At 34.5% G+C, this 26,248-nt stretch carries 21 protein-coding genes and 1 other RNA gene; 13 read left to right on the top strand and 9 right to left on the bottom strand.

The genetic code is table 11. From position 1 onward, the window contains the following. The first annotated feature begins 12 nt into the window (after positions 1 to 12). The 4 genes from OGZ34_RS19560 (at position 13) to OGZ34_RS19545 (ending at position 3,216) form a co-directional block, all read left to right on the top strand. A complete protein-coding gene (locus tag OGZ34_RS19560; protein ID WP_173968040.1) occupies positions 13 to 804 on the top strand; it encodes a (Fe-S)-binding protein in 792 nt (263 codons plus the stop codon). Between the two features lie 111 nt (positions 805 to 915). After that, positions 916 to 1,398, top strand: a complete 483-nt coding sequence (locus OGZ34_RS19555) for an ABC transporter ATPase (RefSeq protein WP_173968039.1) — start codon at positions 916 to 918, stop codon at positions 1,396 to 1,398. A 225-nt stretch (positions 1,399 to 1,623) separates the two neighbouring features. Continuing rightward, positions 1,624 to 2,769 carry an N-acetyl-alpha-D-glucosaminyl L-malate synthase BshA gene (gene bshA, locus OGZ34_RS19550; RefSeq protein WP_173968038.1) on the top strand — a complete coding sequence of 382 codons (1,146 nt, stop codon included), beginning with the start codon at positions 1,624 to 1,626 and terminating at the stop codon, positions 2,767 to 2,769. 18 nt (positions 2,770 to 2,787) lie between these two features. After that, positions 2,788 to 3,216: a protease complex subunit PrcB family protein gene (locus OGZ34_RS19545; RefSeq protein WP_173968037.1), complete on the top strand. Its 429-nt coding sequence runs from the start codon at positions 2,788 to 2,790 to the stop codon at positions 3,214 to 3,216. 146 nt (positions 3,217 to 3,362) lie between these two features. Here OGZ34_RS19545 and OGZ34_RS19540 read toward each other — a convergent pair whose 3' ends face one another. Beyond that, on the bottom strand, positions 3,363 to 3,860 hold the full coding sequence (locus tag OGZ34_RS19540; RefSeq protein WP_173968036.1) for a hypothetical protein: 498 nt from the start codon (positions 3,858 to 3,860) through the stop codon (positions 3,363 to 3,365). Positions 3,861 to 4,012: 152 nt separating this feature from the next. Next, positions 4,013 to 4,837 (bottom strand): UDP-2,3-diacylglucosamine diphosphatase, encoded by an 825-nt coding sequence (locus OGZ34_RS19535; protein WP_263361427.1) that lies wholly within the window; start codon positions 4,835 to 4,837, stop codon positions 4,013 to 4,015. Between the two features lie 188 nt (positions 4,838 to 5,025). On the opposite strand from OGZ34_RS19535, the gene aroC reads away from it, so the two are divergent. From aroC to OGZ34_RS19520, 3 genes are all read left to right on the top strand, one after another. Next, positions 5,026 to 6,084, top strand: coding sequence for a chorismate synthase (gene aroC, locus OGZ34_RS19530; RefSeq protein ID WP_173968034.1), 1,059 nt, complete (start codon positions 5,026 to 5,028; stop codon positions 6,082 to 6,084). Between the two features lie 52 nt (positions 6,085 to 6,136). After that, positions 6,137 to 7,420 carry a dicarboxylate/amino acid:cation symporter gene (locus OGZ34_RS19525; RefSeq protein ID WP_173968033.1) on the top strand — a complete coding sequence of 428 codons (1,284 nt, stop codon included), beginning with the start codon at positions 6,137 to 6,139 and terminating at the stop codon, positions 7,418 to 7,420. A 127-nt stretch (positions 7,421 to 7,547) separates the two neighbouring features. Continuing rightward, positions 7,548 to 9,734, top strand: a complete 2,187-nt coding sequence (locus tag OGZ34_RS19520; protein WP_173968032.1) for a response regulator — start codon at positions 7,548 to 7,550, stop codon at positions 9,732 to 9,734. A 506-nt stretch (positions 9,735 to 10,240) separates the two neighbouring features. Here the strand turns inward: OGZ34_RS19520 and OGZ34_RS19515 are convergent. Both OGZ34_RS19515 and OGZ34_RS19510 read right to left on the bottom strand, forming a co-directional pair. Then, entirely contained in the window at positions 10,241 to 11,491 is a 1,251-nt protein-coding gene (locus tag OGZ34_RS19515) for a DEAD/DEAH box helicase (RefSeq protein ID WP_263361426.1), read from the bottom strand. Positions 11,492 to 11,626: 135 nt separating this feature from the next. After that, complete coding sequence (locus OGZ34_RS19510) at positions 11,627 to 12,664, bottom strand: formimidoylglutamase (RefSeq protein WP_173968030.1); 1,038 nt, start codon at positions 12,662 to 12,664, stop codon at positions 11,627 to 11,629. Between the two features lie 99 nt (positions 12,665 to 12,763). Between OGZ34_RS19510 and OGZ34_RS19505 the strand changes: the two genes are divergently transcribed. Then, a complete protein-coding gene (locus tag OGZ34_RS19505; protein ID WP_173968029.1) occupies positions 12,764 to 13,642 on the top strand; it encodes a hypothetical protein in 879 nt (292 codons plus the stop codon). Between the two features lie 72 nt (positions 13,643 to 13,714). Here OGZ34_RS19505 and hutI read toward each other — a convergent pair whose 3' ends face one another. Together hutI and OGZ34_RS19495 are read right to left on the bottom strand one after the other, a co-directional pair. Continuing rightward, positions 13,715 to 14,953 (bottom strand): imidazolonepropionase, encoded by a 1,239-nt coding sequence (gene hutI, locus OGZ34_RS19500; protein ID WP_263361425.1) that lies wholly within the window; start codon positions 14,951 to 14,953, stop codon positions 13,715 to 13,717. A gap of 100 nt (positions 14,954 to 15,053) precedes the next feature. Next, positions 15,054 to 16,106, bottom strand: a complete 1,053-nt coding sequence (locus OGZ34_RS19495; protein WP_263361424.1) for a glutaminyl-peptide cyclotransferase — start codon at positions 16,104 to 16,106, stop codon at positions 15,054 to 15,056. A gap of 88 nt (positions 16,107 to 16,194) precedes the next feature. Here OGZ34_RS19495 and ffs point away from each other — a divergent pair. The 4 genes from ffs (at position 16,195) to fsa (ending at position 19,187) form a co-directional block, all read left to right on the top strand. Further along, positions 16,195 to 16,292: signal recognition particle sRNA small type (gene ffs / locus OGZ34_RS19490), an RNA gene on the top strand. Between the two features lie 287 nt (positions 16,293 to 16,579). Beyond that, the gene (locus tag OGZ34_RS19485) at positions 16,580 to 17,383 is read left to right on the top strand and encodes an SDR family oxidoreductase (RefSeq protein ID WP_173968026.1); all 804 of its coding nucleotides are present in this window, start codon (positions 16,580 to 16,582) and stop codon (positions 17,381 to 17,383) included. Positions 17,384 to 17,399: 16 nt separating this feature from the next. Then, entirely contained in the window at positions 17,400 to 18,479 is a 1,080-nt protein-coding gene (locus OGZ34_RS19480; protein WP_263361422.1) for a hypothetical protein, read from the top strand. A gap of 51 nt (positions 18,480 to 18,530) precedes the next feature. Then, the gene (gene fsa / locus OGZ34_RS19475) at positions 18,531 to 19,187 is read left to right on the top strand and encodes a fructose-6-phosphate aldolase (RefSeq protein WP_173968024.1); all 657 of its coding nucleotides are present in this window, start codon (positions 18,531 to 18,533) and stop codon (positions 19,185 to 19,187) included. Positions 19,188 to 19,384: 197 nt separating this feature from the next. Here the strand turns inward: fsa and OGZ34_RS19470 are convergent, their stop codons facing one another. From OGZ34_RS19470 to OGZ34_RS19460, 3 genes are all read right to left on the bottom strand, one after another. Beyond that, positions 19,385 to 20,854, bottom strand: coding sequence for an MFS transporter (locus OGZ34_RS19470; protein ID WP_173968023.1), 1,470 nt, complete (start codon positions 20,852 to 20,854; stop codon positions 19,385 to 19,387). 176 nt (positions 20,855 to 21,030) lie between these two features. Next, positions 21,031 to 21,732 carry a LytR/AlgR family response regulator transcription factor gene (locus OGZ34_RS19465; RefSeq protein ID WP_173968022.1) on the bottom strand — a complete coding sequence of 234 codons (702 nt, stop codon included), beginning with the start codon at positions 21,730 to 21,732 and terminating at the stop codon, positions 21,031 to 21,033. Continuing rightward, complete coding sequence (locus OGZ34_RS19460; RefSeq protein ID WP_173968021.1) at positions 21,722 to 22,774, bottom strand: sensor histidine kinase; 1,053 nt, start codon at positions 22,772 to 22,774, stop codon at positions 21,722 to 21,724. The genes OGZ34_RS19465 and OGZ34_RS19460 overlap by 11 nt, the downstream gene beginning before the upstream one ends. A 424-nt stretch (positions 22,775 to 23,198) precedes the next feature. On the opposite strand from OGZ34_RS19460, the gene OGZ34_RS19455 reads away from it, so the two are divergent. Further along, the gene (locus OGZ34_RS19455; protein ID WP_263361421.1) at positions 23,199 to 26,237 is read left to right on the top strand and encodes a SusC/RagA family TonB-linked outer membrane protein; all 3,039 of its coding nucleotides are present in this window, start codon (positions 23,199 to 23,201) and stop codon (positions 26,235 to 26,237) included. Positions 26,238 to 26,248: the final 11 nt, after the last annotated feature.

Raw genomic sequence — 26,248 nt, 5'->3', positions numbered from 1 at the left:
CAATATAAGAAGATGTCAGAAAGTTTAGTAGTGCCAACAATGGCTGAAATGCTAGCCCAGGGAACACAACCGGAAGTTTTATTTTGGGTTGGTTGCGCAGGGAGTTTTGATGATAGAGCAAAGAAAATTACAAAAGCATTTGTGCGAATTTTAAATCGTACCAATGTTTCGTTTGCGGTTTTGGGTACTGAAGAGAGCTGTACCGGAGATCCTGCAAAACGTGCCGGAAATGAGTTCTTGTTTCAAATGCAGGCCATGATGAATATCGAGGTACTTAACGCGTATGAAGCAAAGAAAATAGTTACCGCTTGTCCGCATTGTTTCAATACTTTAAAAAACGAATATCCGGAATTAGGAGGTCAGTACGATGTTATTCATCATACAGAATTCTTAAAATCATTAATTGATGACGGAAGACTAACCGTAGAAGGAGGTCAGTTTAAAGGAAAAAAAATTACTTTCCATGACCCTTGTTATTTAGGAAGAGCTAATAAAGTATATGAGGCGCCTAGAGACTTAATTCAGAAATTGGATGTTGAGTTAGTCGAAATGAAACGCTCAAAAGCAAATGGATTATGTTGTGGAGCCGGTGGGGCGCAAATGTTTAAAGATGCCGAGCCGGGAAATAAAGAAGTGAACGTTTTGCGTACCGAAGATGCTTTGGAAGTAAAACCGGATATTATTGCAGCTGGATGTCCGTTTTGCAATACAATGTTAACTGATGGTATTAAACATCAGGAGAAAGAAGGAGAAGTGAAAGTGATGGATATTGCAGAGCTAATTGCGAATGCACAGGATTTGTAGAAGGAGGGACTAAGGTTCTGAGGAACTAAGTTGCTAAGTTTTTTAACTTGAAACCTGAAACTTGAAACTTTCCCAATCTAAAATCAACAATCAACAATCTAAAATTAAAAAATGTATATACCTTTTGAAGATTTACCTGGTGAGTCCAGAGTCTGGATTTATCAATCAAACAGAAAGTTTTCTGAGGAAGAGTTTTCTGAAATAGAAGCTGACCTGAAAACTTTTGTAGAAGCATGGGCAGCACACGGTACAAGTCTGGAAGCTTCATACCTGTTAAAATACAACCGATTTATTATTTTGGCTGTAAATCAAGAAGTACAAGCGGCAACGGGTTGTTCAATCGATAGCTCGGTAGAGTTTATCCAAAGCTTAGAAAAAAAATACAACGTTGATTTGTTGGATAAAATGAACGTGACTTTTAAGCTGGGTGAACATATTGCACACAAACCTTTAATCGATTTCAAGAAAATGGTTAAGGATAAATCAGTATCTGAAAATACGATCGTATTTAATAATCTGGTAAATAATATTGAAGAATTCAACGAATCATGGGAAGTTCCTGCAGCCGACAGTTGGCATAGCAGGTTTTTCTAGGAAATATTCAAAATAAAGAAAAGGCATAAAATTTAGGTTTTATGCCTTTTTTGTTTTCAGTCGACCGTAAATAAGTTATTCATTATAGTAAATCGGATTGGTTTTTAAAACCTGTCGGGTTTAAAATCAAAAAAGTAAGAAGTCTATTATTCACAAAAATCTAACATTTTAAAAGAACAATTAAAAGCTATTTTTAAGTACTTTCGTAGTTACTAAATTTAATACATGAAAATAGCAATAGTTTGTTATCCGACATTTGGAGGTAGTGGTGTAGTTGCTACAGAATTAGGCCTTGAATTAGCCAGACGCGGACACGAAATCCATTTTATTACTTACAGTCAGCCGGTTCGGTTGGCGCTTTTAAATCCTAATGTTCATTATCACGAAGTAAACGTTCCTGAATATCCTCTTTTCCATTATCAGCCTTACGAATTGGCGCTGTCAAGTAAATTGGTTGATATGGTGAAATTATATAAAATAGAAGTACTTCATGTACATTATGCTATCCCTCACGCGTATGCGGGTTATATGGCGAAGCAAATGCTGAAAAATGAAGGAATTAATCTTCCAATGATAACGACACTTCACGGAACAGATATTACTTTGGTTGGAAATCATCCATTTTATAAACCAGCCGTGACATTCAGCATCAACAAATCCGACTATGTGACTTCGGTTTCACAAAGTTTGAAAGACGATACTTTGAAATTATTCAATATAAAGAATAAGATTAAAGTAATTCCGAATTTTATAGAACTGGATAAGATTAAAAAAGACCCGCAGGCTCCTTGTCATCGTTATGTGATGGCTAAAGAAGATGAACGCATTATTACGCACATCAGTAACTTTAGAAAAGTGAAGCGAATTCCGGATATTATTAAGATTTTCTATAATATTCAAAAGCAAATTCCATCTAAGCTGATGATGGTGGGGGATGGTCCTGAGAAAGAAAAGGCAGAGGTCTTATGTATGGAACTTGGAATTTACGACAAAGTAATTTTCTTTGGAAACAGTAATGAGATTGATAAAATTTTGTGTTTTACGGATTTGTTCCTGCTTCCGTCAGAAACGGAAAGTTTTGGTTTGGCAGCTTTAGAAGCGATGTCCAGCGGAGTTCCGGTAATTTCGAGTAATTCGGGAGGTTTGCCAGAAGTTAATTTTGACGGATTTTCAGGATATTTGAGTAATGTTGGTAATGTTGAAGAAATGGCCGCTAATGCAATCAAAATACTAAAAGATGATGACGTTTTAAATCAGTTTAAGGCAAATGCACTAGAAGTTGCCAAAAAATTTGATATCAAAACGATATTGCCTCAATATGAAGCCTTGTATCAAAAAGCAATTAATGATTATAAACACGAAAAACATTAATCTTATAAATTAGCGTAAATGAAAAAAGTAATTTCGGTCCTGGTAATTTTAGTTTTGGTTTCTTGTGGAGTCAAAAAATCATCAGAAGGAACTTCGAAAGTTTTGTATGAGGTGCTGACGGAGCAATCTGACGGTGGTGGGAATATTAAATTTTTTGAAATTTTGACGGAACCAAACGAAATCAAAATGTTGGAAAATGATCCTCATTTGAAAGCAAAAATGAAGCAGGATGATATTAGTAACTCCAATTATGTGATCCTGAATATGGGGGAAAAGAATACAGGAGGCTATTCTATAGGTATTGAAAAAGTAGAAGAAACGGATAAAAATATTATCATAACCGTTAAAGAAAATAATCCGGCTGCTGATGCAATGGTGATGCAGGTTATTACGTATCCGTATACCGTAGTCAAAGTGCACTCTAAAAAAGAGATTATTGTGAAGTAATTTTTGAGTAATAAGTTTTGGGATGTCAGGCTTAGCGGAGTTGAAGTCTTTACACCTAAGTAATAACAATATCCTTAAACTTTAAAGCATAAAAAAACCTGTCGAATCAAACGACAGGTTTTTTTGTAACTATTTTTTAGTTGTATTTAGAATCTGAATTTCACACCTAAACCAACATCAAATCCAAAATTGTCATCGTCATAATATCCCGAACCAATTTCAGGTCTTGCGTCCAATGATAAGGTAATTGGTGCTTCTTTGAATCTGTATTCGATACCAATGTCTCCTGCTGCAAAAACATATGTTCCGTTATCCTTGTATTTTCTGTTGTTTGCATAATAGTCGTGATTCCAGGTAGCCAGACCACCACCGACACCTGCGTACCAGTTAAATCCACCGTCAATATTCCAAACCCATTGATAAAGAGCTACTCCTTTGATAGCATCAACATCACTGCTGTTTCTCCAGCCTAAATCAAACTCCAGTCTGTTTTTTTGGTTTAATCCCAGCTGATAAGATACTTCTCCACCAAAACCGTTATTATCTCCTAAACGGATACCAAGGGCATTTTTCGAAATTTCTTGTGATTGTGCCGTAAATGCTAAACCTAATAGCATGATGGCAGATAAAATGATTCTTTTCATAAAAATGGTTATTAATTTACGCCAAATGTAATGTGTGTAATAATTTTCAAACGTATAGGATTATCGAAAATTGTTATATAATTCACATTTGAGAATAGAACCAAAGGAAGTTTAAAGTAATTTTTCTGCTATAGGATAGAATGTTTAGTAGGTTATTTTTTTAGAATAATAGAAGAGATTAATTGAGAACTTAGTGTGTCTTCCATTTCAAAGAGATTTTCTTCTTCGGTAAAATTACTTTCGGCATATGAATATAATTTCCAACGTTTTTTATGGTATTCTAATGCGGTAAGGTTTTCAACCCAATCTCCGGAATTGAGGTATAAAGTTGATCCATGTTTGTTTTCTTTGGTAATGATTTTTGGTTCGTGGATGTGCCCGCAAATTACATAATCATAATTTTTTTCAATAGCCAGATCGGTAGCTGTGGTTTCGAAATCAGAGATGAATTTTACTGCTTTTTTGACACTTGCTTTTATTTTTTTTGAGAAAGAATAAGGTTCACGTCCTAATTTAGCCAGACACCAATTGGCAAATCGATTGCTTAGGATCAGATAATCGTATCCTAATCCGCCTAATTTTGCAATCCATTTAGAGTGTTGTACAGAGGCATCAAAAACATCTCCATGAAAAATCCATGCTTTTTTATCGTCTAGTTCCAGGACTAATTTATCGACCAAAGCAAAATTTCCCATATTCATATCACTGAATTTTCGAAGAATCTCATCGTGATTTCCAGTAATGTAATAGACCTTTGTGCCTTTAGAAGCCATGCCAATGATGCGCTGAATAACTCTTAAATGCGCTTTTGGAAAGTATGATTTTCTAAACTGCCAAGCATCAATAATGTCGCCATTTAGGACTAATGTTTTGGGTTTAATGCTTGATAAATAGTTGTTTAGTTCTTTAGCGTGACTTCCGTAAGTTCCCAAATGGACATCTGATATAATGACCAATTCGACATTTCGTTTTTTCAATTTTTCTTTTTTTGAAGTTTAACAAATAAAAGAAACTTCGGTAGGATAAATTTTATCAAAAGGTTATCAATTTGGCTACAATTTTAATAAATTGTGATTTTTAATGGCTGCAACCTTTGCTTAATAATACCAATTTTAAATTTTTTAATTTAATTCATAAAACTTACATTTGCTCAAAACAAATTACAATGGCAGGAAATAGCTACGGCACCCTATATAAAGTTACAACATTTGGAGAATCTCATGGTGAAGCTTTAGGCGGAATTATAGATGGTTGTCCATCTGGGATTGAACTTGATCTAGATGCAATTGAAGTTGAAATGTCCCGAAGAAAACCCGGGCAGTCAGCAATTGTAACACAACGTAAAGAACCGGATGCGGTTCAGTTTTTATCGGGTATTTTTGAAGGTAAAACGACAGGGACTCCTATTGGTTTTATTATTCCGAATACCAATCAAAAATCGGATGATTACTCCCATATAAAAGACAATTACAGACCCAGTCATGCCGATTATGTGTACGACCAGAAATACGGTTTTCGTGACTATCGTGGTGGCGGAAGAAGTTCTGCAAGAGAAACAGCAAGCAGAGTTGTGGCGGGCGCGATAGCGAAGCAAATGCTTCCTGAAATAAAAATTAATGCTTATGTTTCTTCGGTTGGTCCAATTCATTTGGATACACCATATCAGGATTTGGACTTTTCTAAAATAGAAAGTAATCCTGTTCGTTGCCCCGACGAAAAATCGGCAGCGGTTATGGAAGAATATATTCGCGATATCCGCAAACAGGGTGATACCGTTGGAGGTGTGGTTTCATGTGTCATTCAAAATGTTCCGGTAGGTTTAGGAGAACCGGTTTTTGATAAATTACATGCTGAATTAGGAAAAGCAATGCTTTCGATCAATGCTGTAAAAGGTTTTGAATACGGCAGCGGATTTTCGGGTTCTGAAATGAAAGGAAGTGAACATAACGATTTATACAATCCGGACGGAACTACAAAAACAAATCTTTCCGGAGGAATTCAAGGTGGAATTAGTAACGGGATGGATATCTATTTCAGAGTCGCCTTTAAACCTGTTGCGACTATCATGCAGACTCAGGATTCGTTAGATAACAAAGGAAATATTACACCAATGACGGGTAAGGGCCGTCATGATCCATGTGTAGTGCCTCGTGCTGTACCAATTGTTGAAGCAATGGCAGCGATTGTTTTGGCTGATTTTTATTTAATCAACAAAACCTATTAGTAAAAGTTAGGACATGAGGGTCTTAATATTTTAATTTAAAACAAACAAATTAATGCAAGTTACAGAAACTAAAAAGAAATCTTTTCTTAAAGGATTAACAGGGCAAATTATAATTGCAATGGTTCTTGGAGCCGCTTTGGGAATTATTTTGCACAATTCGATTTCGCCTGAAGCAGCACAGTCTTTTAGCAATAAAATTAAAATGCTTGCAACGATCTTTATCAGATTGGTACAAATGATTATTTCTCCTTTGGTATTTACCACGTTAGTAGTAGGTATTGCAAAACTTGGAGATATTAAAACGGTGGGAAGAATTGGAGGAAAAGCCCTTGGTTGGTTTTTTACCGCTTCATTTATATCCTTGTTGATCGGATTGTTTTATGTAAACATTCTGGAGCCTGGTGTAGGTTTGAAACTGGATCATGTTGATATGGCTGCTGCTTCTGAAGTAACAGCTAAAACGAAAACACTATCGGTTGAGAATTTTGTAGAACACATTGTTCCTAAAAGTATTTTTGAGGCAATGGCAACCAATGAAATTTTACAGATCGTTATCTTTTCAATCTTCTTCGGTTTAGCTGCTGCGTCTTTGGGAAGTACAGTAAAACCGGTAATTAATGCTTTAGATAAAACTTCACATATCGTTTTAAAAATGGTAAACTACGTGATGAATTTCGCTCCAATTGGAGTTTTTGGAGCCATTGCAGGTGTATTTGCTATAAGGGATGCAGAAGAACTGGTAATTACCTATTTTAAATTTTTCGGATCGTTTTTAGTCGGAATTGGTACTTTATGGGTTGTTTTGATCGCAGTGGGCTATTTATTTCTCAAAGGAAGAATGACAGAGCTTTTAAGACGTATTACGGGGCCTTTGGCGATTGCTTTTGGCACAACGAGCAGTGAAGCTGTTTTTCCAAAATTAACAGAGGAATTGGAAGATTTTGGTGTAAAAGATAAAATTGTATCCTTCATGTTGCCACTTGGTTACTCGTTTAATCTGGATGGAAGTATGATGTATATGACTTTTGCGAGTATTTTTATTGCTCAGTTTTATGGAGTACATCTGGATTTAGGAACTCAAATGGTAATGCTTTTGGTTTTAATGTTGACCAGTAAAGGTATTGCAGGTGTACCACGTGCAAGTTTGGTTGTAGTAGCGGCTACTTGCGGTATGTTTGATATTCCGGTTGAAGGAATTGCATTAATCCTGCCAATTGATCATTTTTGCGATATGTTTAGAAGTGCTACAAACGTTTTAGGAAATGCTTTGGCTACTTCAGTTGTCGGACAATGGGAGGATGACAAAGACACTGAAATTGCTTCTGAAAACTTATAAAGAAATTAACAAAAGTAGGAAAAAGCATCAAATTTTGTTAAAATTTCAATAAAAAAGAAGCTGTATTTTTATAGGAAATACAGCTTCTTTTTATTTTTAATGTATATTTGATGAAATTAGCCTATTTATGCCCCGAATACGCATTTTTTTATTGCTGCTCGTATTTTTGAATTGTTTTGCCAATTCCGCCAGCGCGCAATCTGAAACGATATCGGATGCAAAGATCAATAAGATTGTCAAGGAAGCCTGGGAAGACTACAAAAAATCGAATTTTGAAAAATCGCTCATCACTTCACGGAAAGCATTAAACTATGCCACCGCTTCTAAGAATAATAATTTAATAGCGAAATCATATAAAATAATTGCCGGGAATTATAATGAATTGTCCGAATTTGATAAAGCTATTTTTTTCTACAACAAAGGGTTGTTCTATGCTGACCAAACAGATAATGATTCCCTAAAATATAGTCTTCATAATAATCTTGGTAATATTTATTGCTTCGAAAAGAAGCAATTTAATAAGGGGATTAATTATTATAAAAAATCCATAGCTTACAGTTTAAAGTTAAATGAGATGTCGCAGGTCTACTTTACAAATGTAAATATTGCCTGGGCTTATTTTGATATTGGAAAATTTAAAGAAGGATATCCGTTTCTGAAATTTGTAAACAGTAATAAAAGCAAATATGGGGAAGCGTCGACCGAGATCGTTGTAAACATGCTAAACGGTATGTATAGGAGTTATCATAATGAATACGATTTGGCAAATGATTTTTTTCTTAAAGCCATTCAGGCCGGTAAAAACAGTGAAGAAAGATCGGATTTGTCGTATTCACATCTGGAGTATTCTAAGTTTTTAAGTAAAGTTGGAAGGCACAAAGAGGCTTATGAAAATCTGGCTTCGTACAATGATATAACGGCAGAATTGTACAATGAAGAAAAACTTAAAAAAGCCTCTATTGCGGGTTTTAATTTAGAATTAGACGAGTACAAGAGACAGATTGACAGGATTGAAAGTGAGAAAGATTCACAGTTTCAAAGCCTTAAAAAATCAAGGATTATCGTGATTTTATTTGTTCTGGTTTCTCTGATTTTCTTAATTCTGATTATTACTTTAATAAAAAACATCAGGTTTAAGAAAAAGCATAATGCCGAACTTTTAAAAGCAAAAGAAATTGCAGAGGAAGCTTCTTTACTTAAGACTCAGTTTATTTCGACCATAAGTCATGAGTTACGCACTCCTTTGTATGGTGTGGTAGGAATAACAAATATGTTGCTGGAAGAACACAAAGAACTGTCGAGAAGTCAGCATTTGAGTTCGCTGAAGTTTTCGGCCAGGTATTTATTGTCGCTGGTAAATGATATTCTTCAGATTAATAAAATTGAGGAAAACAAGGTGGTACTGGAGAATTTGACATTCAATATTTCGGATGAAATCATGATGATTAAAAACTCACTTTCTTTTTTATCACAGAAAAACAATAATAAAATTACCGTTTCTATAGATCCCTGTATTCCTGAATATCTTATTGGCGATAAGTTAAGGCTTGCTCAGATTCTGATGAACCTAGTGAGTAATGCGCTTAAGTTTACGAAAGATGGTAAAGTTGAAATTATTGTTCAGCTAAACCGATCGGAGGAAAAAATGTACTTTTTGGACTTTTTAATAAAAGACAATGGTGTGGGGATTGCAATTGTCGATCAGGGTAAGATTTTCGAGAAATTTGTGCAGGTTGGAAGAAAAGATGAAGATTATCAGGGAACAGGCCTGGGGTTGAGTATTGTGAAACGATTGTTAGGGCTTTTTGGAAGTACGATTACACTTAAAAGTGAGATTGGTTTAGGAACTTCATTTACGTTTACAATTCCTTTTGAGTTTGATCCTCAAAAAACAAAACAGATTATTGATGAAATAGAGGTCGATTTGAGTTCAAATGAAGTGTATAAGATTTTAATTGTAGAAGATAATCTCATTAATCAACTGGTGACGAAAAAGATTATCGAAAAGCACAATTATATCTGTAAAGTCGTTGATGATGGTTTTTCGGCTTTAAAAATACTGGAGAATGAAAGTTTCGACTTGATTTTAATGGATATTAATATGCCTTTGATGAATGGATTCGAAACTACTAAAAGAATTCGTTTAAAAGGGCTTAAAACACCTATTGTGGCGCTAACAGCCTTTGATAAGGATGAAATTACGGATGAAGCTATTTCGTCGGGAATAAATGATATTATTATTAAGCCGTTTGAACCTGTCAGGCTTTTTAAAATTATGAATTACTTAATACTTGAAGCAAAAAACGCCGGTTAATACCCTGCAGTCTGAACACTAATTCCACTAATTTTAATAGGCGAACCTTGTTTGTGAAATTAATTCCATAAACAAATTAGGGGCAATTAGTATTGCTTTTTATGCTTGTATTTACACGGTAGCTAATTATAGCTCTTTTTTACAGCTGTAATCTATATCTCGATAATTGGTACGCTAAAATTTTAACACATAGAAACATAGATTTGTATTGATAAAAGAGGATACAAAAAGAAATATATTTCTTTCACATAGTAGGATATGTGTATTTAAATGAAGTGAAACGCCTTTTTTGCAGGTGCAGCACCTATGTTGCTATGTGTTAAAAATAATTGCATCTAATATATTAGAATAATGATATCAATAGGGATAATTGTAGTCTACTTCTGGACACAAATTCCACTAATTTGCAGAAATTTTAATAGATTAACCTTGTTTGTGAAACTAATTCCATAAACAAATTAGGGGCAATTAGTATTGTTTTTTATACTTGTATTTACACGGTAGGGTTAATACCAGCGTTTTTTGTTTTGTTTAGAAGCATTAGATTTTCTTGATTTATGAGCACCACCGCTTCGGTTAGAGTTTTTAGGCTTCTCTTCCGTTGCTTCCGGACTTCCGGAGTGCCAAGGATAAGGGTGATCGGTAATGGTTTTTACGTCTACCTTTATTAGTTTTTGAATGTCTTTCCAGTAAGGCTGTTCGTCTTTTCCACAAAACGAAATTGCAATTCCCCCGTTTCCTGCACGTCCTGTACGTCCAATTCGGTGCACGTAAGTTTCCGGGATGTTCGGTAAATCAAAGTTAATTACAAATGGCAGTTGGTCAATATCGATTCCTCTTGCGGCAATGTCTGTGGCAACAAGTACGCCAACTTCTTTGTTTTTAAAAGCATCCAAAACACGTTGTCTTGCATTTTGTGATTTATCTCCGTGAATTGCTTCAGCAGGAATATCTTTTTTGCGAAGCGCTTTTACCACATTGTCAGCACCGTGTTTTGTTCTTGAAAAAACCAGAACATTTGATAAATTTTCATTTTTGATTAAATGATACAGTAAGTTTCTTTTCTCTGTTTTTTCAACAAAATAAATGCGTTGCTCCACAGTTTCTGCTGTTGATGAAACCGGTGAAACTTCTACTTTCGCAGGATCCTTTAAAAACATTTCGGCCAGTTCGCGAATCGCAATCGGCATAGTAGCCGAGAACAATAAAGTCTGTCTGTTTTTAGGAGTAAGTTTTACAATCTTTTTTACATCATTGATAAAACCCATATCGAGCATTTGGTCTGCTTCGTCTAACACCAAAGTGTGTAAATGATCCAGATCCAGAAATCCTTGTTTGTGTAAATCAAGTAATCGGCCTGGAGTGGCAACTAAAATGTCAACTCCTTTTTTCAGGGTATCTACCTGAGGATTTTGCGAAACTCCTCCAAAAATTGTCAATTGCGTTAAGTTGGTGTATTTGGCATAAGTGTCAAAACTTTGTCCAATCTGAACCGCTAATTCACGTGTAGGAGTAACTATAAGGGCACGGACTTGTTTGGCTTTTTTAGAGGACCCTACAATTCGGTGTAATTGATGTATGATTGGAATAGCAAATGCTGCTGTTTTTCCTGTACCTGTTTGCGCGCAACCAATTAAATCCCTTCCTGACAAAACGATCGGAATAGATTGTTCCTGAATAGGAGTAGGGTTAAGGTAGCCTTCTTCAAATACGGCTTTTTGTATACTTTTTGAGAGTGATAGATCTTCGAATAACATATCTTACATATTAAGAATTTAGTTTTAAGTACTAAAATTCTGTGCAAAGATAGTTTTATTCGGTTAAACCTTTATTTGAATATCACTTTATTTGGTAAATGCCTTAATTTTCAATACCAGAACTTTTTGTAGGGACTAGATTTTTTCGTTATTGGCTTTAATGAAATCAGTTACTAAATATCCTATAAGCTTGCCGATTAGGTTGTTATTTGGAGAATCGGCTAAATCGGGAGCACCTTCACAAATATGCAGATAAGTGGCATTTTTATGTTGTCCGAAAAAGGAGATAAACTGACGTAATTCTTCTACCGAAAAACCACTGATTGTCATGGCGCTGCTCGCAATATTAGGAATAGCATCCAGGTCGATTTCGATCCCGAAAGAGTCTGTCCTGATAAACTCTAAAGCCAATGCCATTTCTCTGTCAAAATCCTTTTCCTTGCGTATGTTCACACTATCATAGGTGTTGTAACGAACTCGGTCTTCAAGTTTTTTGATGATGTCTAAAACACTTTTAGAAGTATAGTTTTCGTGCAGACCAAAAATGAAGTACTTTTTTAAGAAACCCTCTTCGTACGCATAGGAGAAACCATTGCCACTGTGACGGCCTTCAAGAATTCTGAAGTCAGAATGTGCATCAAAATTAATAGCATTGATTGGTTTTCCTTTGGCTAAAGCTGATCCTTTTATATTTCCGTAAGCATTATTGTGTCCGCCCCCAATAATGATTGGTATTTTTCCTGCTTTTATAATCGTAAAGATAATATGCGAAACTTCTTTGTCTATTTTTTCTACTAACTGACTTAGTTTGGACCTGTCGTCGATATCATTGAAATCAAGATTTTCAACATCACGCATTTCCTGAGCGACATCCAATTGTCCTAAAACCAAAATCTGACTTCCTTTAGAGAAACGATTGTGCTGAATGTTTGCAATGCTTTTTATAGCACTTTCCCATGCCGATGCAGCTCCGGGTCTGCCGTAATTGGCACGTACGCCAATATCTTCAGGAATCCCAAAAAGCACATATTTGGTCTCGCTTTCTTTTAGAAAATTGATCTTATCAGCTCCTTTAGGAATGATGACCATTTTTTCTCCGAATTTTATTTCACCACTTCGATGATTGGTGATTTTTGCCAAATCGTTAACAGTAAAAGGAATTAGTTTCTCCATGAAAAAAAAATATTTTTCAAAAATAATATAATTGTGGTAACTTACGTTATTACCTTTATATTAATTCTTAAATTTGTTTTAAAGAAAATTTTTTTAAATATGGAAAACCCAAAGAACAACAACTCAAGTCTAAAAGCGGTAATCGCAGTTTTAGCAGTCCTACTGATTGGTAGCTTAGTGTATATTTTTAAATTATCATCTGATACAGATGTAGTTAAAACTGAACTTACAACGACGATGACAGAGAAAGAATCTGTTATGAAAGATTTACAGGAATTGAAATCAACTTATGATGCTGCAATTGCTGAAAATACTTCAATGTCTGATGAGTTAATTCAGGAAAGAGATAAAGTAGTAGCTCTAATGGATGATTTAAATAAATCTAAAGGAGATGTATCTAAATACAGATCACAAGTTCAGGCAATGCAAGGTAAAATGAAAACTTTGGTTGCTGAAAACGATGAGTTGAAAAAACAAAATGGTGTTTTAACAGTTCAAAGAGACAGTACAATTGTAGTTTTAGGAGAATCTAAGAAGTACAATGAGGTTTTAGTTGGTCAAAACGAAGAATTGGCAAAAACAGTTGAAAAAGGAGCTAAATTGTCAGTATTGAATACAAAAACAATCGCTTACAAAGTAAAAGGTTCAGGTAAACAAATCGAAACAGATAAAGCGAGTCGCGCTGATGTTTTGAAAGTAAGTTTTACAATTGCTGAGAATCAAATCGCTAAATCTGGAGATAAAACGTATTATGTACAAGTTATCGATTCTAAAAACAATGTTTTAGGAGAGAAGAAAACAGAAAGTTTTGGAGATAATACTTTGACGTATAGCTTTAAAACTACCGTAAGATATGAAAACAAAACAGTAAACGTTTCAGAAGATTTAATTGGTAAGGATTTTGAGAAAGGTACTTACTTTATTAATGTTTTTGATAATGATGAATTAGTTTCTAAAACTAGTTTCAGCTTAAGATAATACCACGTCGTTTAAGGCAAATACCACTAAAAAAAGGTCTGTGAGAAATCACAGACCTTTTTTTTATGCTTTCTATTTAATAATTTTTCCTTCAAGAAAAACACTTTCGATTAAATTACTGCCAAAAGCGTATGGAATCTGATAGTAAGATGAAATAGGTTTTGTTAGAATTAAGTTAGCTTTTTTGCATTTAGTAATGCTTCCATGCGTTTCAGAAAGGTCCATCGCATAAGCGCCATTTATGGTGGCAGCATTTATAGCTTCTTCCGGAGTCATCTTCATCTTGATACAGGCTGTTGCAACTACAAAATTCATATTTCCGGATGGAGTAGAACCAGGATTAAAATCGGTTGCCAAAGCAATTGGTAAACCTGCTTTAATCATTTCACGAGCCGGAGTATAAGGAATACTTAAAAAGTAGGAACAGGATGGCAGTGCAACTGGCATTGTTTCTGTGTTTTTTAAAGCTTCAATATCTTCGGGGTTCATAATTTCGAGATGATCGACAGAAAGGGCTTTGTATTTGATTCCTGCTTGTATACCGCCAATAGAATTGAACTGGTTGACATGAATTTTAGGTTTCAGGCCGAATTGTATTCCTGCTTCCATAATTTTTTCGGTTTCTTCGACAGAGAAATATCCGGTTTCGCAAAAGGCATCCACGTAATCAGCCAGCTTATTTTGGGCAATTTCAGGTAACATTTTGGTGATAATTTCATCGATGTAACCTGCTTTGTTTTCTTTGTAATGTAATGGAAAAGCATGTGCACCCAAAAAAGTTGCTTTTATGGCAATAGGATAATTTTGGGCTAGTTTCTGAATTACGCGAAGCATTTTCAGTTCGCCTTCGATCGTAAGTCCATAACCAGATTTTATTTCTACTGCTCCTGTTCCTAAATGCATGACTTCTTCTAAACGAAGTTTTGATTGTTCGTAGATCTCTTCTTCTGAGGTTTCATTGAGTTTTTTAGCTGAATTTAGAATTCCTCCACCACGATTTGCAATTTCTTCATACGAAAAACCGTTAATTCGGTCTACAAATTCCTGTTCGCGATTTCCTGCATATACAATGTGCGTATGACTGTCGCACCATGTAGGCATTACAATTCGTCCTGTTGCATCAATTGTTAGCGCTGCATTGATTTCAGGGAGATTTTCCATCAGACCAAAATCGTCAATGAGATTGTCTTTTAAAATTAAATACGCATTTTTTAAAGTTGGAAGTACTGCCATTTCTGCTCCCGATACCTTAGCTATTGAAGTTTCGCGGACCTGAAGTAATTCTTTTATGTTGGTAATTAAAGTTGTCATTATTTTGAGGTATAAAGTAAAAAGCACAAATTTCACAATTATCACGCAATAGATTAGTGAAATTCGTGAAATCTGTGTTTGAAAATTTGTTCTTATTGTCTTATTCTGAAACTGTTATCTCGAACATTTTGCTCCAGTTTTTACCTGTAACAAAAATAGTTTTGGTTTTTGGATTGTAAGCGATTCCGTTTAAAACATCATCTTTGGTGACGTCACTCATGAGTTTGCGCAATCCAGACATGTCCAGAATTCCTTCAACGGCTCCGGAAGTAGGGTTTACGACAGCAATAGCATCTTTAAACCATACATTGGTGTAGATTTTTCCGTTAATCCATTCCAGCTCATTAATTGCTTTAATTTTTGAAGTTCCGGAGTAAACGTTGATGTAGTCAATCATTTTTTGAGTTGCAGGATCCATTTTCCAAATTTTTTCTGTTTTATCAGTTTGGTAGATGTATTTTCCGTCATTGGTCATTCCCCAACCTTCGATATCTTTTTCGTAAGCAAAAGTTTTCTCCAATTTTAAAGTGTTGGCATTATAGATAAAACCTGTTTTGTTTTGATAGGTTAATTGAAATAATTTGCCATTGATGAAAGTAATCCCTTCACCAAAGTACTTTTTGTCTAAATCGATTTGTTTGAAAATTTTACCGGTTTTATAATCGTATTTTCTTAAGTAAGAAGCTCCTTCCAGTCCGGTACTCTCGTATAAAGTGTCTTTATAGAATTCTAATCCTTCAGTAAAGGATTGTTTGTCGTGTGGATAGGTGTTGACTATTTTGTATTTTAATAATTTAGGTTCGATATTAGAAACCAGTTCAACACGTTTAGTAGCATCGGAGGAGTCTGATCCGAAATAAACGGTCGCTTTTAAATATTGGTACCCTAATTTTTGATCTTTTAATTCAAATTTGAATTTTTCGGTCCCTTTAGTGCTTCCCACTTTTTTATCGTTTATGAAGTAGGTAATGCTGTCAATTTCTTTCGAATTTGGGTTCAAAATACCGATAGAAATTGCTTCCTGAGGCAAAAAATGAGCCGGAAAAGCTGAATCATCGATGTTGAATAAAGAATTTTCACCTTTTTTTGTATCTCCACATCCAATTAATGTGATTCCTAATAAAATGACAGTTAGGAAGTTATATTTTTTCATAGTTTAAAATTTGAATAAGCCAATATACGATGATATTTTTATAGCAACAAAGGTCTTGCAAAAATATAAAAAGATTGTATATTTGCACCGGCAAGTCCTACACGACCAGCTCCTGCAGACTCCCCCAGGATGGGAACATAGCAAGGGTACGTGGTTGAGCGGTGCGATGTAGGTCGCTTGCCATTTTTTTTTTTTTTTTTTTTTGTAGTCCCGATGTTTCGGGATTTTTTTTTAGAATTAATTTAAAAGTAGTCTTCCATATGGAGGATTTTTTTATTTTTGACCTTTTTGTGAAATGTAAAATGTTGCTTGTAAGATGTAAGATGTTTTAGGGAAGAAGATTTTTATATTGCAGAAATTCTATTCATAAACAAGTACATTTAACAATCATAATTAAAAGTCTGCGTTAAGTATGTTTCATTTTACAGACAACATTTCACAAATAACATTTCACATCTAACATAAAACTTACAATGAGTAAAGTTGTTTTAATTACCGGAGGATCTTCAGGGATTGGAAAATCAATTGGAGAGTTCTTGCATCAAAAAGGTTTCGTTGTGTACGGAACAAGCCGAAATCCTGAAAAGGTACTGAATTCAATTTTTCCATTAGTTGCTTTGGATGTCCGTAATGCAGATTCTATAAAATCGGCAGTAGCAGAGGTTATTGCTGCTTCGGGAAGACTGGATGTTGTTATTAATAATGCAGGTGTTGGAATTACCGGGCCTCTGGAAGAAATTCCGACTGAGGAAATCAAAAACAATTTTGAAACCAATTTCTTCGGACCAATCGAAGTTATGAAAGCTGTTTTGCCTCAAATGAGAGAGCAGAAATCAGGTTTGATTATTAATATCACTTCAATTGCCGGCTATATGGGATTGCCATATCGTAGTGTATATTCGGCTTCAAAAGGAGCTTTGGAGTTAATCACAGAGGCTTTGCGTATGGAAGTGAAGGCATTTGGAATTGAGATTACAAATGTGGCACCGGGAGATTTTGCAACCAATATTGCAGCGGGTCGCTATCATGCACCGGTGCTAAAAGGTTCGGCTTATGAAAAAGTATACGGTGATATTCTTTCTACTATGAATGAGCATGTTGATGCGGGAGGGAATCCAAATGAAATGGCCGAAGCGGTTTATAAAATCATACAGCAAAAAAAGCCAAATGTACATTACAAAGTAGGTGCTTTTATGCAGAAATTTTCAATTGTTTTAAAGCGTGCACTACCGGATAAAGTTTATGAAAAAATGCTGATGAATCATTATAAATTATAAATTACTGAATCTTAAAATGAAATACCTTTTGCTTTTTGTTACGATTGCCTTTTGCTCTTGCTCTCCAAAAATAAGAACTTCTGTTTCTGAAAAACATGAAAAATTAAATGAAGTTGAGAAAATTGTCATTTTTAATGCCAAATCAGAACTTCCCGCGGTATATAGTAAAATCGGATCTACTAAAATTGGAGATACTGGTTTTACAATCAATTGCGATTTAAATACTGTACTTGAAAAAGCAAAAACTGAAGCTCGTAAAAGCGGTGCTAATGCATTGTTAATTACAGAACATTTGTATCCGAGTACATTTGGAAGTAGTTGTCATCGAATTGCTGCAGATTTATTGAGAGTTGAAAATACTCCGGATTATGATATTGTTAAGATTACTAAAGATACTGTTCGGTTAGCAGCAGGTTCTAATGCCATTAATAATGATGCTGTAGTTTATGGTTCGTCTTATTCGGATAATTCTAAAACTTCAAGATTTTTAGTAACAGCGAATGTTGGACAAAGTTTTAGAGTAGGTTCATCGCCAGATGGTTTGAATTCAGAACAGAAAAAATATTTAAAAAAATTAAAATCTGGATTAAGTTATGATGTAAGTGCTTATTATATTACGGATAAAAAGAATGGATTTGGTTTGAAATACAATGTTTATAAGTCGTCTGGAACAATTTACAATCAACAAATTACGGTGGGTAATGAAATGACAGTAAAAGGAAATTTCAGTGATGATATAACAATCTCGTTTATTGGGCCTTCTTTCATAATTACTGAAGATCGACACGCAAGAGTTGGTGAAGCTAATTTAGAGTTAGCTTTGGGGTATATGGCCTATCAAAACAAGGCAGGTGTAGCTGGTAATCCGGTAAAAATAACGGGTTCAAATTTTGGTATGATTGGGGGGATGGGGTATCATTTTAGAATAACACCTCATTTTTTGTTGGGGCCACAGGTTAGTTTTGTTGGTGGTGTTTTGAAAAAACTAAAGTATACGTATGCAGATGGCACGACATATACTGAAAAGCTTGATAAAGAAGAATTAGAAAATTTATGGAGAATTGATTTGGCTATTGGTGCTAAGTTTAGATTCTAAGTTGTAATTTTGCGCTAAATTTTTAAACACACAATTAAATATAAATAGATTATGAAATTTTTTATTGACACAGCTAATTTAGCTCAGATTAAAGAAGCACAGGCTTTAGGAGTTTTGGATGGTGTAACGACTAACCCATCTTTGATGGCTAAAGAAGGAATTACTGGAAAAGACAACATTTTAAAGCATTATGTTGACATTTGTAATTTGGTTGAAGGAGATGTAAGTGCTGAAGTTAATGCGCTTGATTTTGACGGAATGATTAAGGAAGGTGAGGAGCTGGCTGAATTACATGATCAAATCGTGGTAAAATTGCCTATGACAAAAGAAGGTGTTATGGCTGCAAAATATTTCTCTGATAAGGGAATTAAAACAAATGTAACGCTTGTGTTTTCAGTAGGACAGGCTATTTTGGCTGCAAAAGCAGGAGCAACTTATGTGTCTCCGTTTGTTGGTCGTTTAGACGATGTTTCGACTGATGGATTGAATCTGATAGAAGAGATTAGATTAGTATATGATAATTATGGTTACGAAACTCAAATTTTAGCAGCTTCTGTACGTCACACGATGCACATTGTAAACTGTGCTAAAATTGGTGCTGATGTAATGACAGGACCTCTTTCTGCGATTTACGGATTATTGAAACACCCATTAACAGATATCGGATTGGCTCAATTTGTAGCTGATTTTGAAAAAGGAAACAAGTAGTCCTTAGTTATAAAATTAAAAAAGCCATTTTTCAATTGAAAAATGGCTTTTTTTTATATAAACCCGACAGGTTTTTATTAAAATCTGTCGGGTTTGTTGTAATTATTGGTGTAAAAAAAAACAAATATCAAATTCCAGATTCGAAGCGCTTAAAGGTTTGGAATTTGATATTTGGAATTTAAAATTTTAAATTATGTTTAGTGACCACCGCCACCACCTTCAACATGGTTGATTCCTTGTCTTTTTAAGATCTTAGGGCAATAGAATCCGTAAAATCCTAAGTAAGCAAAACCAAGAAGAGGAACGATATAAGAGAAATGTGTCCATGTAATTCCGAAAATTCCGTTTGGACTTGTAAGGTCGATATCACAGATACTGCCTTGAATTAAAGGAATAATTCCTCCTCCAAGAATCATCATGATTAAGAATGAAGACGCTTTTCCAGTGTTTTTTCCTAAACCGGCAATCGCTAAATCAAAGATAGACGGCCACATGATAGATAAGAACAAGCCTCCGGAAATGAAGAAGAATTTGGCAATTTGAGGATCCGGGTAAACTAATCCGGCAAACATCATTAATACACCAGATATTCCGAAAAGCATTAATGTTTTTCCGGCATTTTTGCCTCCAACAAAACTCACCGCGATGAACAATAAGATCCAAATTGGGTAGATGTAGAATGAAGAAACATCATGTGCAGCAAAAATGTTAGCTCCAATAATTACTCCAAATGCCAGAGCCGGTACTATAAATTTAAGTGCTGTGTTTACTAGGGTAGAAGTATTGAAAACGTTAACTCCGCCATTCCAGCGACCAATCATTAAGCTTCCCCAATAAAGGGCAATAAATGGAGCGATAGCATGCTCAAGTACGTTGCCAAATTCGGCAGTATGTAATAAAGCAGGAAGGTTACTGATAATTGTTACTTCTGTACCAACATATATAAAAATACCTAACATTCCTAAATAGAGCTGAGGATAGTCTAATATATTGAATTTTTCGTGTGCTACTTTAACTTCCTCTTCGTCTTCTTTTGCTGGATCTTCAATTTTTGAGAAGTTCATGAAAATAGCGACTACAATAAAAGCAAGTCCAAGAATAATGAAAGGTAATTTAATGTCTTCTAATGATAAATCTGTTTTTTTGTTGTCTCCCATTCCGAATAGAGCGATTCCAAGTAAAATAGCACCAATTGTAGTTCCGAAAGAGTTGATTCCTCCTGCTAAAGTCAAACGGTGAGCGCCTGTTGCCGGGCTTCCCATTTTAATTGCTAGGGGATTTGCTACAATTTGCTGGATTGAGAAACCTAGTCCTACTGTAAATAAAGCTGTTAAGAAGAAAGGGAAACTTTGCATTGTTGCAGCCGGAACGAATAAAAATGACCCAACTGCGGATAAAAGTAAACCGGCAGAAAGTGTTTTTTTGTATCCAAATTTTTGTAAAACATCTAATTTTAAGGATACCAGAAAGAAAATCAATGATCCTACGAAGTAAGCAGCATAAAAGGCCCAGGCTACTAATTGCGATTGTACTTGTGATAAGGTGAATACTTTCTTGAAAACAGGAATCAGGATATCATTGGCCGAACCAACAAAACCCCAAAAGAAGAAAACAATTATCAACGAGATAAACTGTCCCCATTTGGTTTGAACATTTTCTGAACTCATAATTTAAGAGGTTAATTTTTTATTTTATTGTTTTTTGAAGACCGTAAATATATTTGTTAAGTGTTTCAAAAAAAAATAAAAAGCCACAAATAATGTTAAATTTAAACCAACGGTTTGATTTTTTCAACAATGTGTTAATTTTTACCGAGTTAGAAAATCGATTTAGGAAGCTGAGTTTATTCCAGTATTTTGTTTTTTACTTCTTTGCTGTAATTTCTTCCAATTGGAATAGTGTAAGATTGTATCTGAATACGATTGCCTTCTATTGATTTTACTTTATTCAGTGCAATTACATAGGATTTGTGAATGCGCAAGAATCGGTCGGCAGGTAATTCCTCAGACAATGAGGTTAAAGATTTGTGCGTGATGTAGGTTTTGTCTGAAGTCACCACTTTTATGTATTCCTTCATTCCTTCAACAAATAAAATTTCTTCAATATTAATTTTCATCATTTTCTTATCTACTTTGATAAAAATATGAGAGTCACCCTTAGTGGTTTCGACTTTAATATTGTTTTTTAAATTGTATTCAGTAGTAATTTTATTGATGCATTTTATAAACCTTGGAAGCGGAATAGGTTTTACTAAGTAATCCAGAACGTCAAGATCATAGCTTTCTGCGGCAAATTCTCTAAAGGCAGTTGTAATGATAACTTTGGTTTTGTTTTCGATCAGGCTAATAAGTTCGAATCCTGTCATCATAGGCATGTTAATGTCTAAGAATACAGCATCGACAGTAGTACTGTTTATAAAATCAAGCGCTTCCAGAGAATTATTGAATGTACCAATTACCTCAAAATCTGTAAAATTGGTAAAATAATTTTGCAGGACTTTGATTGCCAAAGGCTCATCGTCAATCAACACGCATTTAATTTTCATTATCAAGAGGTATTTGCAAACGGATTATATAGTAATTTAATTTAGTTGTATTTTTTAGACTGAAGTCATTTTTGTAAATCAGTTTTAATCTCTTTTTGGTATTAGCCAGACCAATTCCGCCTTTCGCGTTAATATTTTGTGAAATTACAAAATTATTTAAGATTTCAAAGTCTAACATTTTATTGTCAATAACTTTACAATTGATTTTAATTTTTAGGTTATTATTGTTGACTCCACCGTGTTTAAAGGCATTTTCGACCAATGAAATGAAGAGTAGCGGAGGTACCACAATATCCTCTATATTTGATTCTAAATTGATTGTAACTTCTACATTTTCAAAGCGTAGCTTCTCGATTTCGATATAATTTTGGATGTAATTAATTTCTTTAATCAAAGGAACAGATTTGGTTCCTTTTACATCATATAAAACATATTCCATTAGATTTGACAGTTTTATAATTACATCAGGGACTTTATTTGAAGATTCGAGTGATAAAGCATATAAGTTATTCAGGGTATTGAAAAAGAAGTGCGGCTGAATCTGATTTTCAAGATATTTTAGCTTTATTCTAAACTGATTTTCCCTTAGAGATCGGTTTCTTTCCCTTTCTCTCAGCCAGGTTAATGTAAGGTAGACAGAAGATGCCATTGCAACAACATATAATTCACCAATGCAAACTGCGAGTACGTGGTTGATGTCAAAAGAATGATATTCGCGGTTGGCTTCCGGCCAAATATTTTCAGATATAATATAATAGGTGAGACCGGTCTTTATTAAATAGACAGCCAATAGGCTTATAACCATCAAGAAAGTATACTGAATGTATTTTTGCTTTAGAACATAACGCGGCACCAGTACAAATAAATTGAAATAGACTAATGGAATGTGTAAAGAGAATTCTATCAGGTTTGATTTGAACGAATAAGGATAATCATTAAAGTAGGCGCCCCATCTTAAAAAGTTAAGAGTGAAATAGCTGCCCCAAAACCAAACATGGTTTTTAAGTTTTATGTCAAATTTTAATTTTCGTATCTCGTTCAACTTTTATTTAGCAGTTTATGGGAATTGATTCTCGGGTTTGTAATTAATGTGCAACTTTAAACAATTAGTTATTAAAACGCAATTCTTTTACATAAAATTTTAAAATATAGCGATATGTTGATGTATTTAAATCTGATAACGTTTTCGTAAAACGGTTTGTGTAATATTTAGTATGGTTTAATCATAAATGGTATCGAATTGTTAATGATTGTTAAACGATTATGCGAAAAAAGGGTATTTTTTTATGGTAAATTATTATTTTCTTGTAAAATATTAGTAGATATTGATTAGAAAACGTTTTCGAAAAGCATATTATTGATTGTTTTATGTCGTTCGTTTAAAATTTAATGCCGTTTGTATAATTTATTTTTTTTAACAATACGTTAAGAATAATTTTACCCTATAACTAACAAAATAAATTAACATGAAAAAAATTTTCTTAATCTTTATGATTGTTTTTACGGCGCAAGTTTCGCTTGCTCAGGTAAAAAATATTAAAGGTGTGATTACAGATTCTGATGGACTGCCATTGCCAGGGGCGTCCATTGCGGTACAAGGAGGTCAAAAGGGAACTACTTCCGATTTTGACGGAGTGTACACAATTGAAGTTCAAAAAGGACAGACTTTAGTTTTTACTTATGTTGGTCTTGAAACACAATCAATAGTTGTAGGTGATGCTGCTACAATTAATGTTAAAATGCTACAAGCAGCCTCGAATGCACTTACAGAGGTTGTTGTAACTTCATTAGGTATCAAGAAAACAAGAAAATCTTTAACTTATGCAGCTCAGGAACTTAAAGGAGAAGAGTTAACACGTGTAAGAGATGCGAACGTTATCAATACAATTGCTGGTAAAATTGCCGGTGTTGCAGTAACCAGAAGTTCAGGAGGTACTGGTGGATCGACAAAAGTAGTTATCCGTGGAAATTCATCTGTTGTGAATAGCCAGCCATTATATGTTATTGATGGTATTCCGATATTGAGTCCTGGTACTGCTGGCCAGCCAACGGAGTCATTTGGAAGCTTGTCAGGAGGTAATCGTGACGGTGGTGATGTTGTTTCTTTAGTTAATCCTGATGATTACGATGGAATGACGGTTCTTAAAGGTGCAGCTGCTTCTGTATTATATGGTAGTCAGGGAGCAAATGGAGTAATTTTGCTATCTTCTAAAAAAGCTAAAACAGGGAAAGCAAATATTACGGCTTCTTCAGTAACTACTTTTGAAACAGCAGCTTATTTGCCTAAATTTCAATCAGATTATGTTGCTGCTAAAGGAGCGGCAGAAACTTGGGGTGCAAAACAAAAAACAAATGATCATGTTAAAGATTTCTTTAATACAGGAGTTACTCAAATTAGTTCAGTAGGGTATTCTACTGCTAATGAAAATTCGTCTACTGCATTTTCTTATGCTAACACCTCTTCTACGGGAATTACTCCAGGGAATAGTTTGAAGAAAAATAATTTTGGGGTTCGTCAAACCGCTAAGTTTTTTGGAGATAGATTGACTTTTGCTGCAAATGCAAATTATACTTCTCAGTCAATTGCAAACAAACCGGTAAATGGTCTTTATTTTAATGCGCTTACTGGTGTTTATTTAATGCCAAGAGGAAATGACTTTAATTTTTATAAAGACAATTATGAAGTTTTTAATCCAACGAGAAATTTAATGGCTCAAAATTGGGTGTCTAATGTAGATTTTATGCAAAATCCATATTGGGTAATAAACAGAAATAAATCAGAAGATAAGAATGACTTCTTTAATGGATCTTTATCTTTAACTTATAAAGCAACTAATTGGTTAAGTATTGCCAGTAGATATAGTTATAATAGAGCCTCAAGTGAGTTTGATAAATTTATTTATGCAACGACTCAGGGTGCCTTATCTCATGCAAATGGTAGATATTACCATGAAAATTCTTTAAGTACACAACGTTATGCCGATTTAATCGCAACGATAAATACAAAAATCGGTTCAGATTTCTCATTCAATGCAAACATTGGAACCAGTGTAAGAAATACATTGATCAATCAAAGAACGGTTTTGGATTCTGGAGTTGGTGGAGGTTTACAATATGCAAACTGGTTTACCTTGCATAATTTTAATAACAATGCCGAAAATTATCAGTTAATTGAATCTAATAAAGAAATTCAATCCATATTTGCCGCTACTACTTTTGGATATAAAGATATGTTGTTCTTAGATCTTACAGGTAGAAAAGACTGGTCGTCTACCTTAGTGAATACAGATGAAGGCGGATATTTTTATCCATCAGTTGGTTTAACAGGTATTATTAGCGAGATGACTACTTTGCCGGAATTTATTAATTATGGTAAAGTTCGTGCAGCTTATGCGAGAGCTGGTAATGATGTTGCTCCTTTTATAACGTCTCCTACAAACTATTATCCACAAGGAAGCGGTGCAAAATACAATCCAATTGTTGCACCAAAAACAGGTACAAGTTTGAAACCTGAGTTAAAAACGGAATACGAGTTAGGAACTGAGTGGAGAATGTTTAATAATAGATTAGGGTTTGAGTTTTCTTACTATCATTCAGAAACTAAGAATCAGTATTTGCAAGTTGTGGCTCCAATTGGAAACGTACAAGGGGTTGATTTTTATGGAATTAATGCAGGTAGTATAGAGAACAAAGGTATTGAGGTTGTGTTAAATGCAGGAATCGTTAGAGGAGAAAAATTCTCTTGGGATGCAGCTGTGAATTACTCGCACAACAGAAATAAAGTAAAAGAAATTCCAACAGAATTAGGGGGTAGAATCAATCTTACAAATGCTGGAGTAAACAGTTATAGATATGCTTTAATTGAAGGAAGACCATTTGGAGTTATTGAGGGAATTAATATTAAGAGAGATGCACAAGGCAGAGCTTTGTTAAACGATGATGGTACTATTCAAAAAACTGGTTTTGAGGAAGTAGGTAATTCTAATCCTGATTTTATGTTAGGTCTTTCTAACTCATTTAAATTTGGATCTTTCTTTGCAAGTGTATTAATTGACGGTCGTTTTGGAGGTGATGTAATGAGTTTAACAGAAGCAATAAACGATATTAATGGAGTTTCGAAAGCAACTGGGGATGCCAGAAATGCTGGAGGTGTTAATATTAACGGTGTGAGAGCCAGCGATGGTGTTGCTGTCCCTACAATGAGTGCTGAGTCTTATTACAAACAAGTTGGAGGCAGACAGGGAATTAGTGGAGAGTATGTTTATAGTGCAACAAATGTAAACGTTAGAGAGGTTTCAATTGGATACAATTTTAATCCAAAAGCATTACCTTTTATTCAGGCAGCCAGTATCTCTTTAATCGCCAGAAACTTATTTTTTATCTACAAAGATGCTCCTTTTGATCCAAACATTGCATTAAGTACAGGTCAGGGTTTACAAGGTGTTGACATTTATGGTTTGCCTTCTACCAGAAGTATTGGTCTTAATCTAAATGTAACTTTCTAAAAAATTAAAAA

It is taken from the genome of Flavobacterium collinsii, from assembly GCF_946903285.1.
GTDB lineage: Bacteria > Bacteroidota > Bacteroidia > Flavobacteriales > Flavobacteriaceae > Flavobacterium > Flavobacterium collinsii.
The sequence above is the reverse complement of the archived record's forward strand: the minus strand, read 5'-3'. Positions and strand labels throughout refer to the sequence as shown.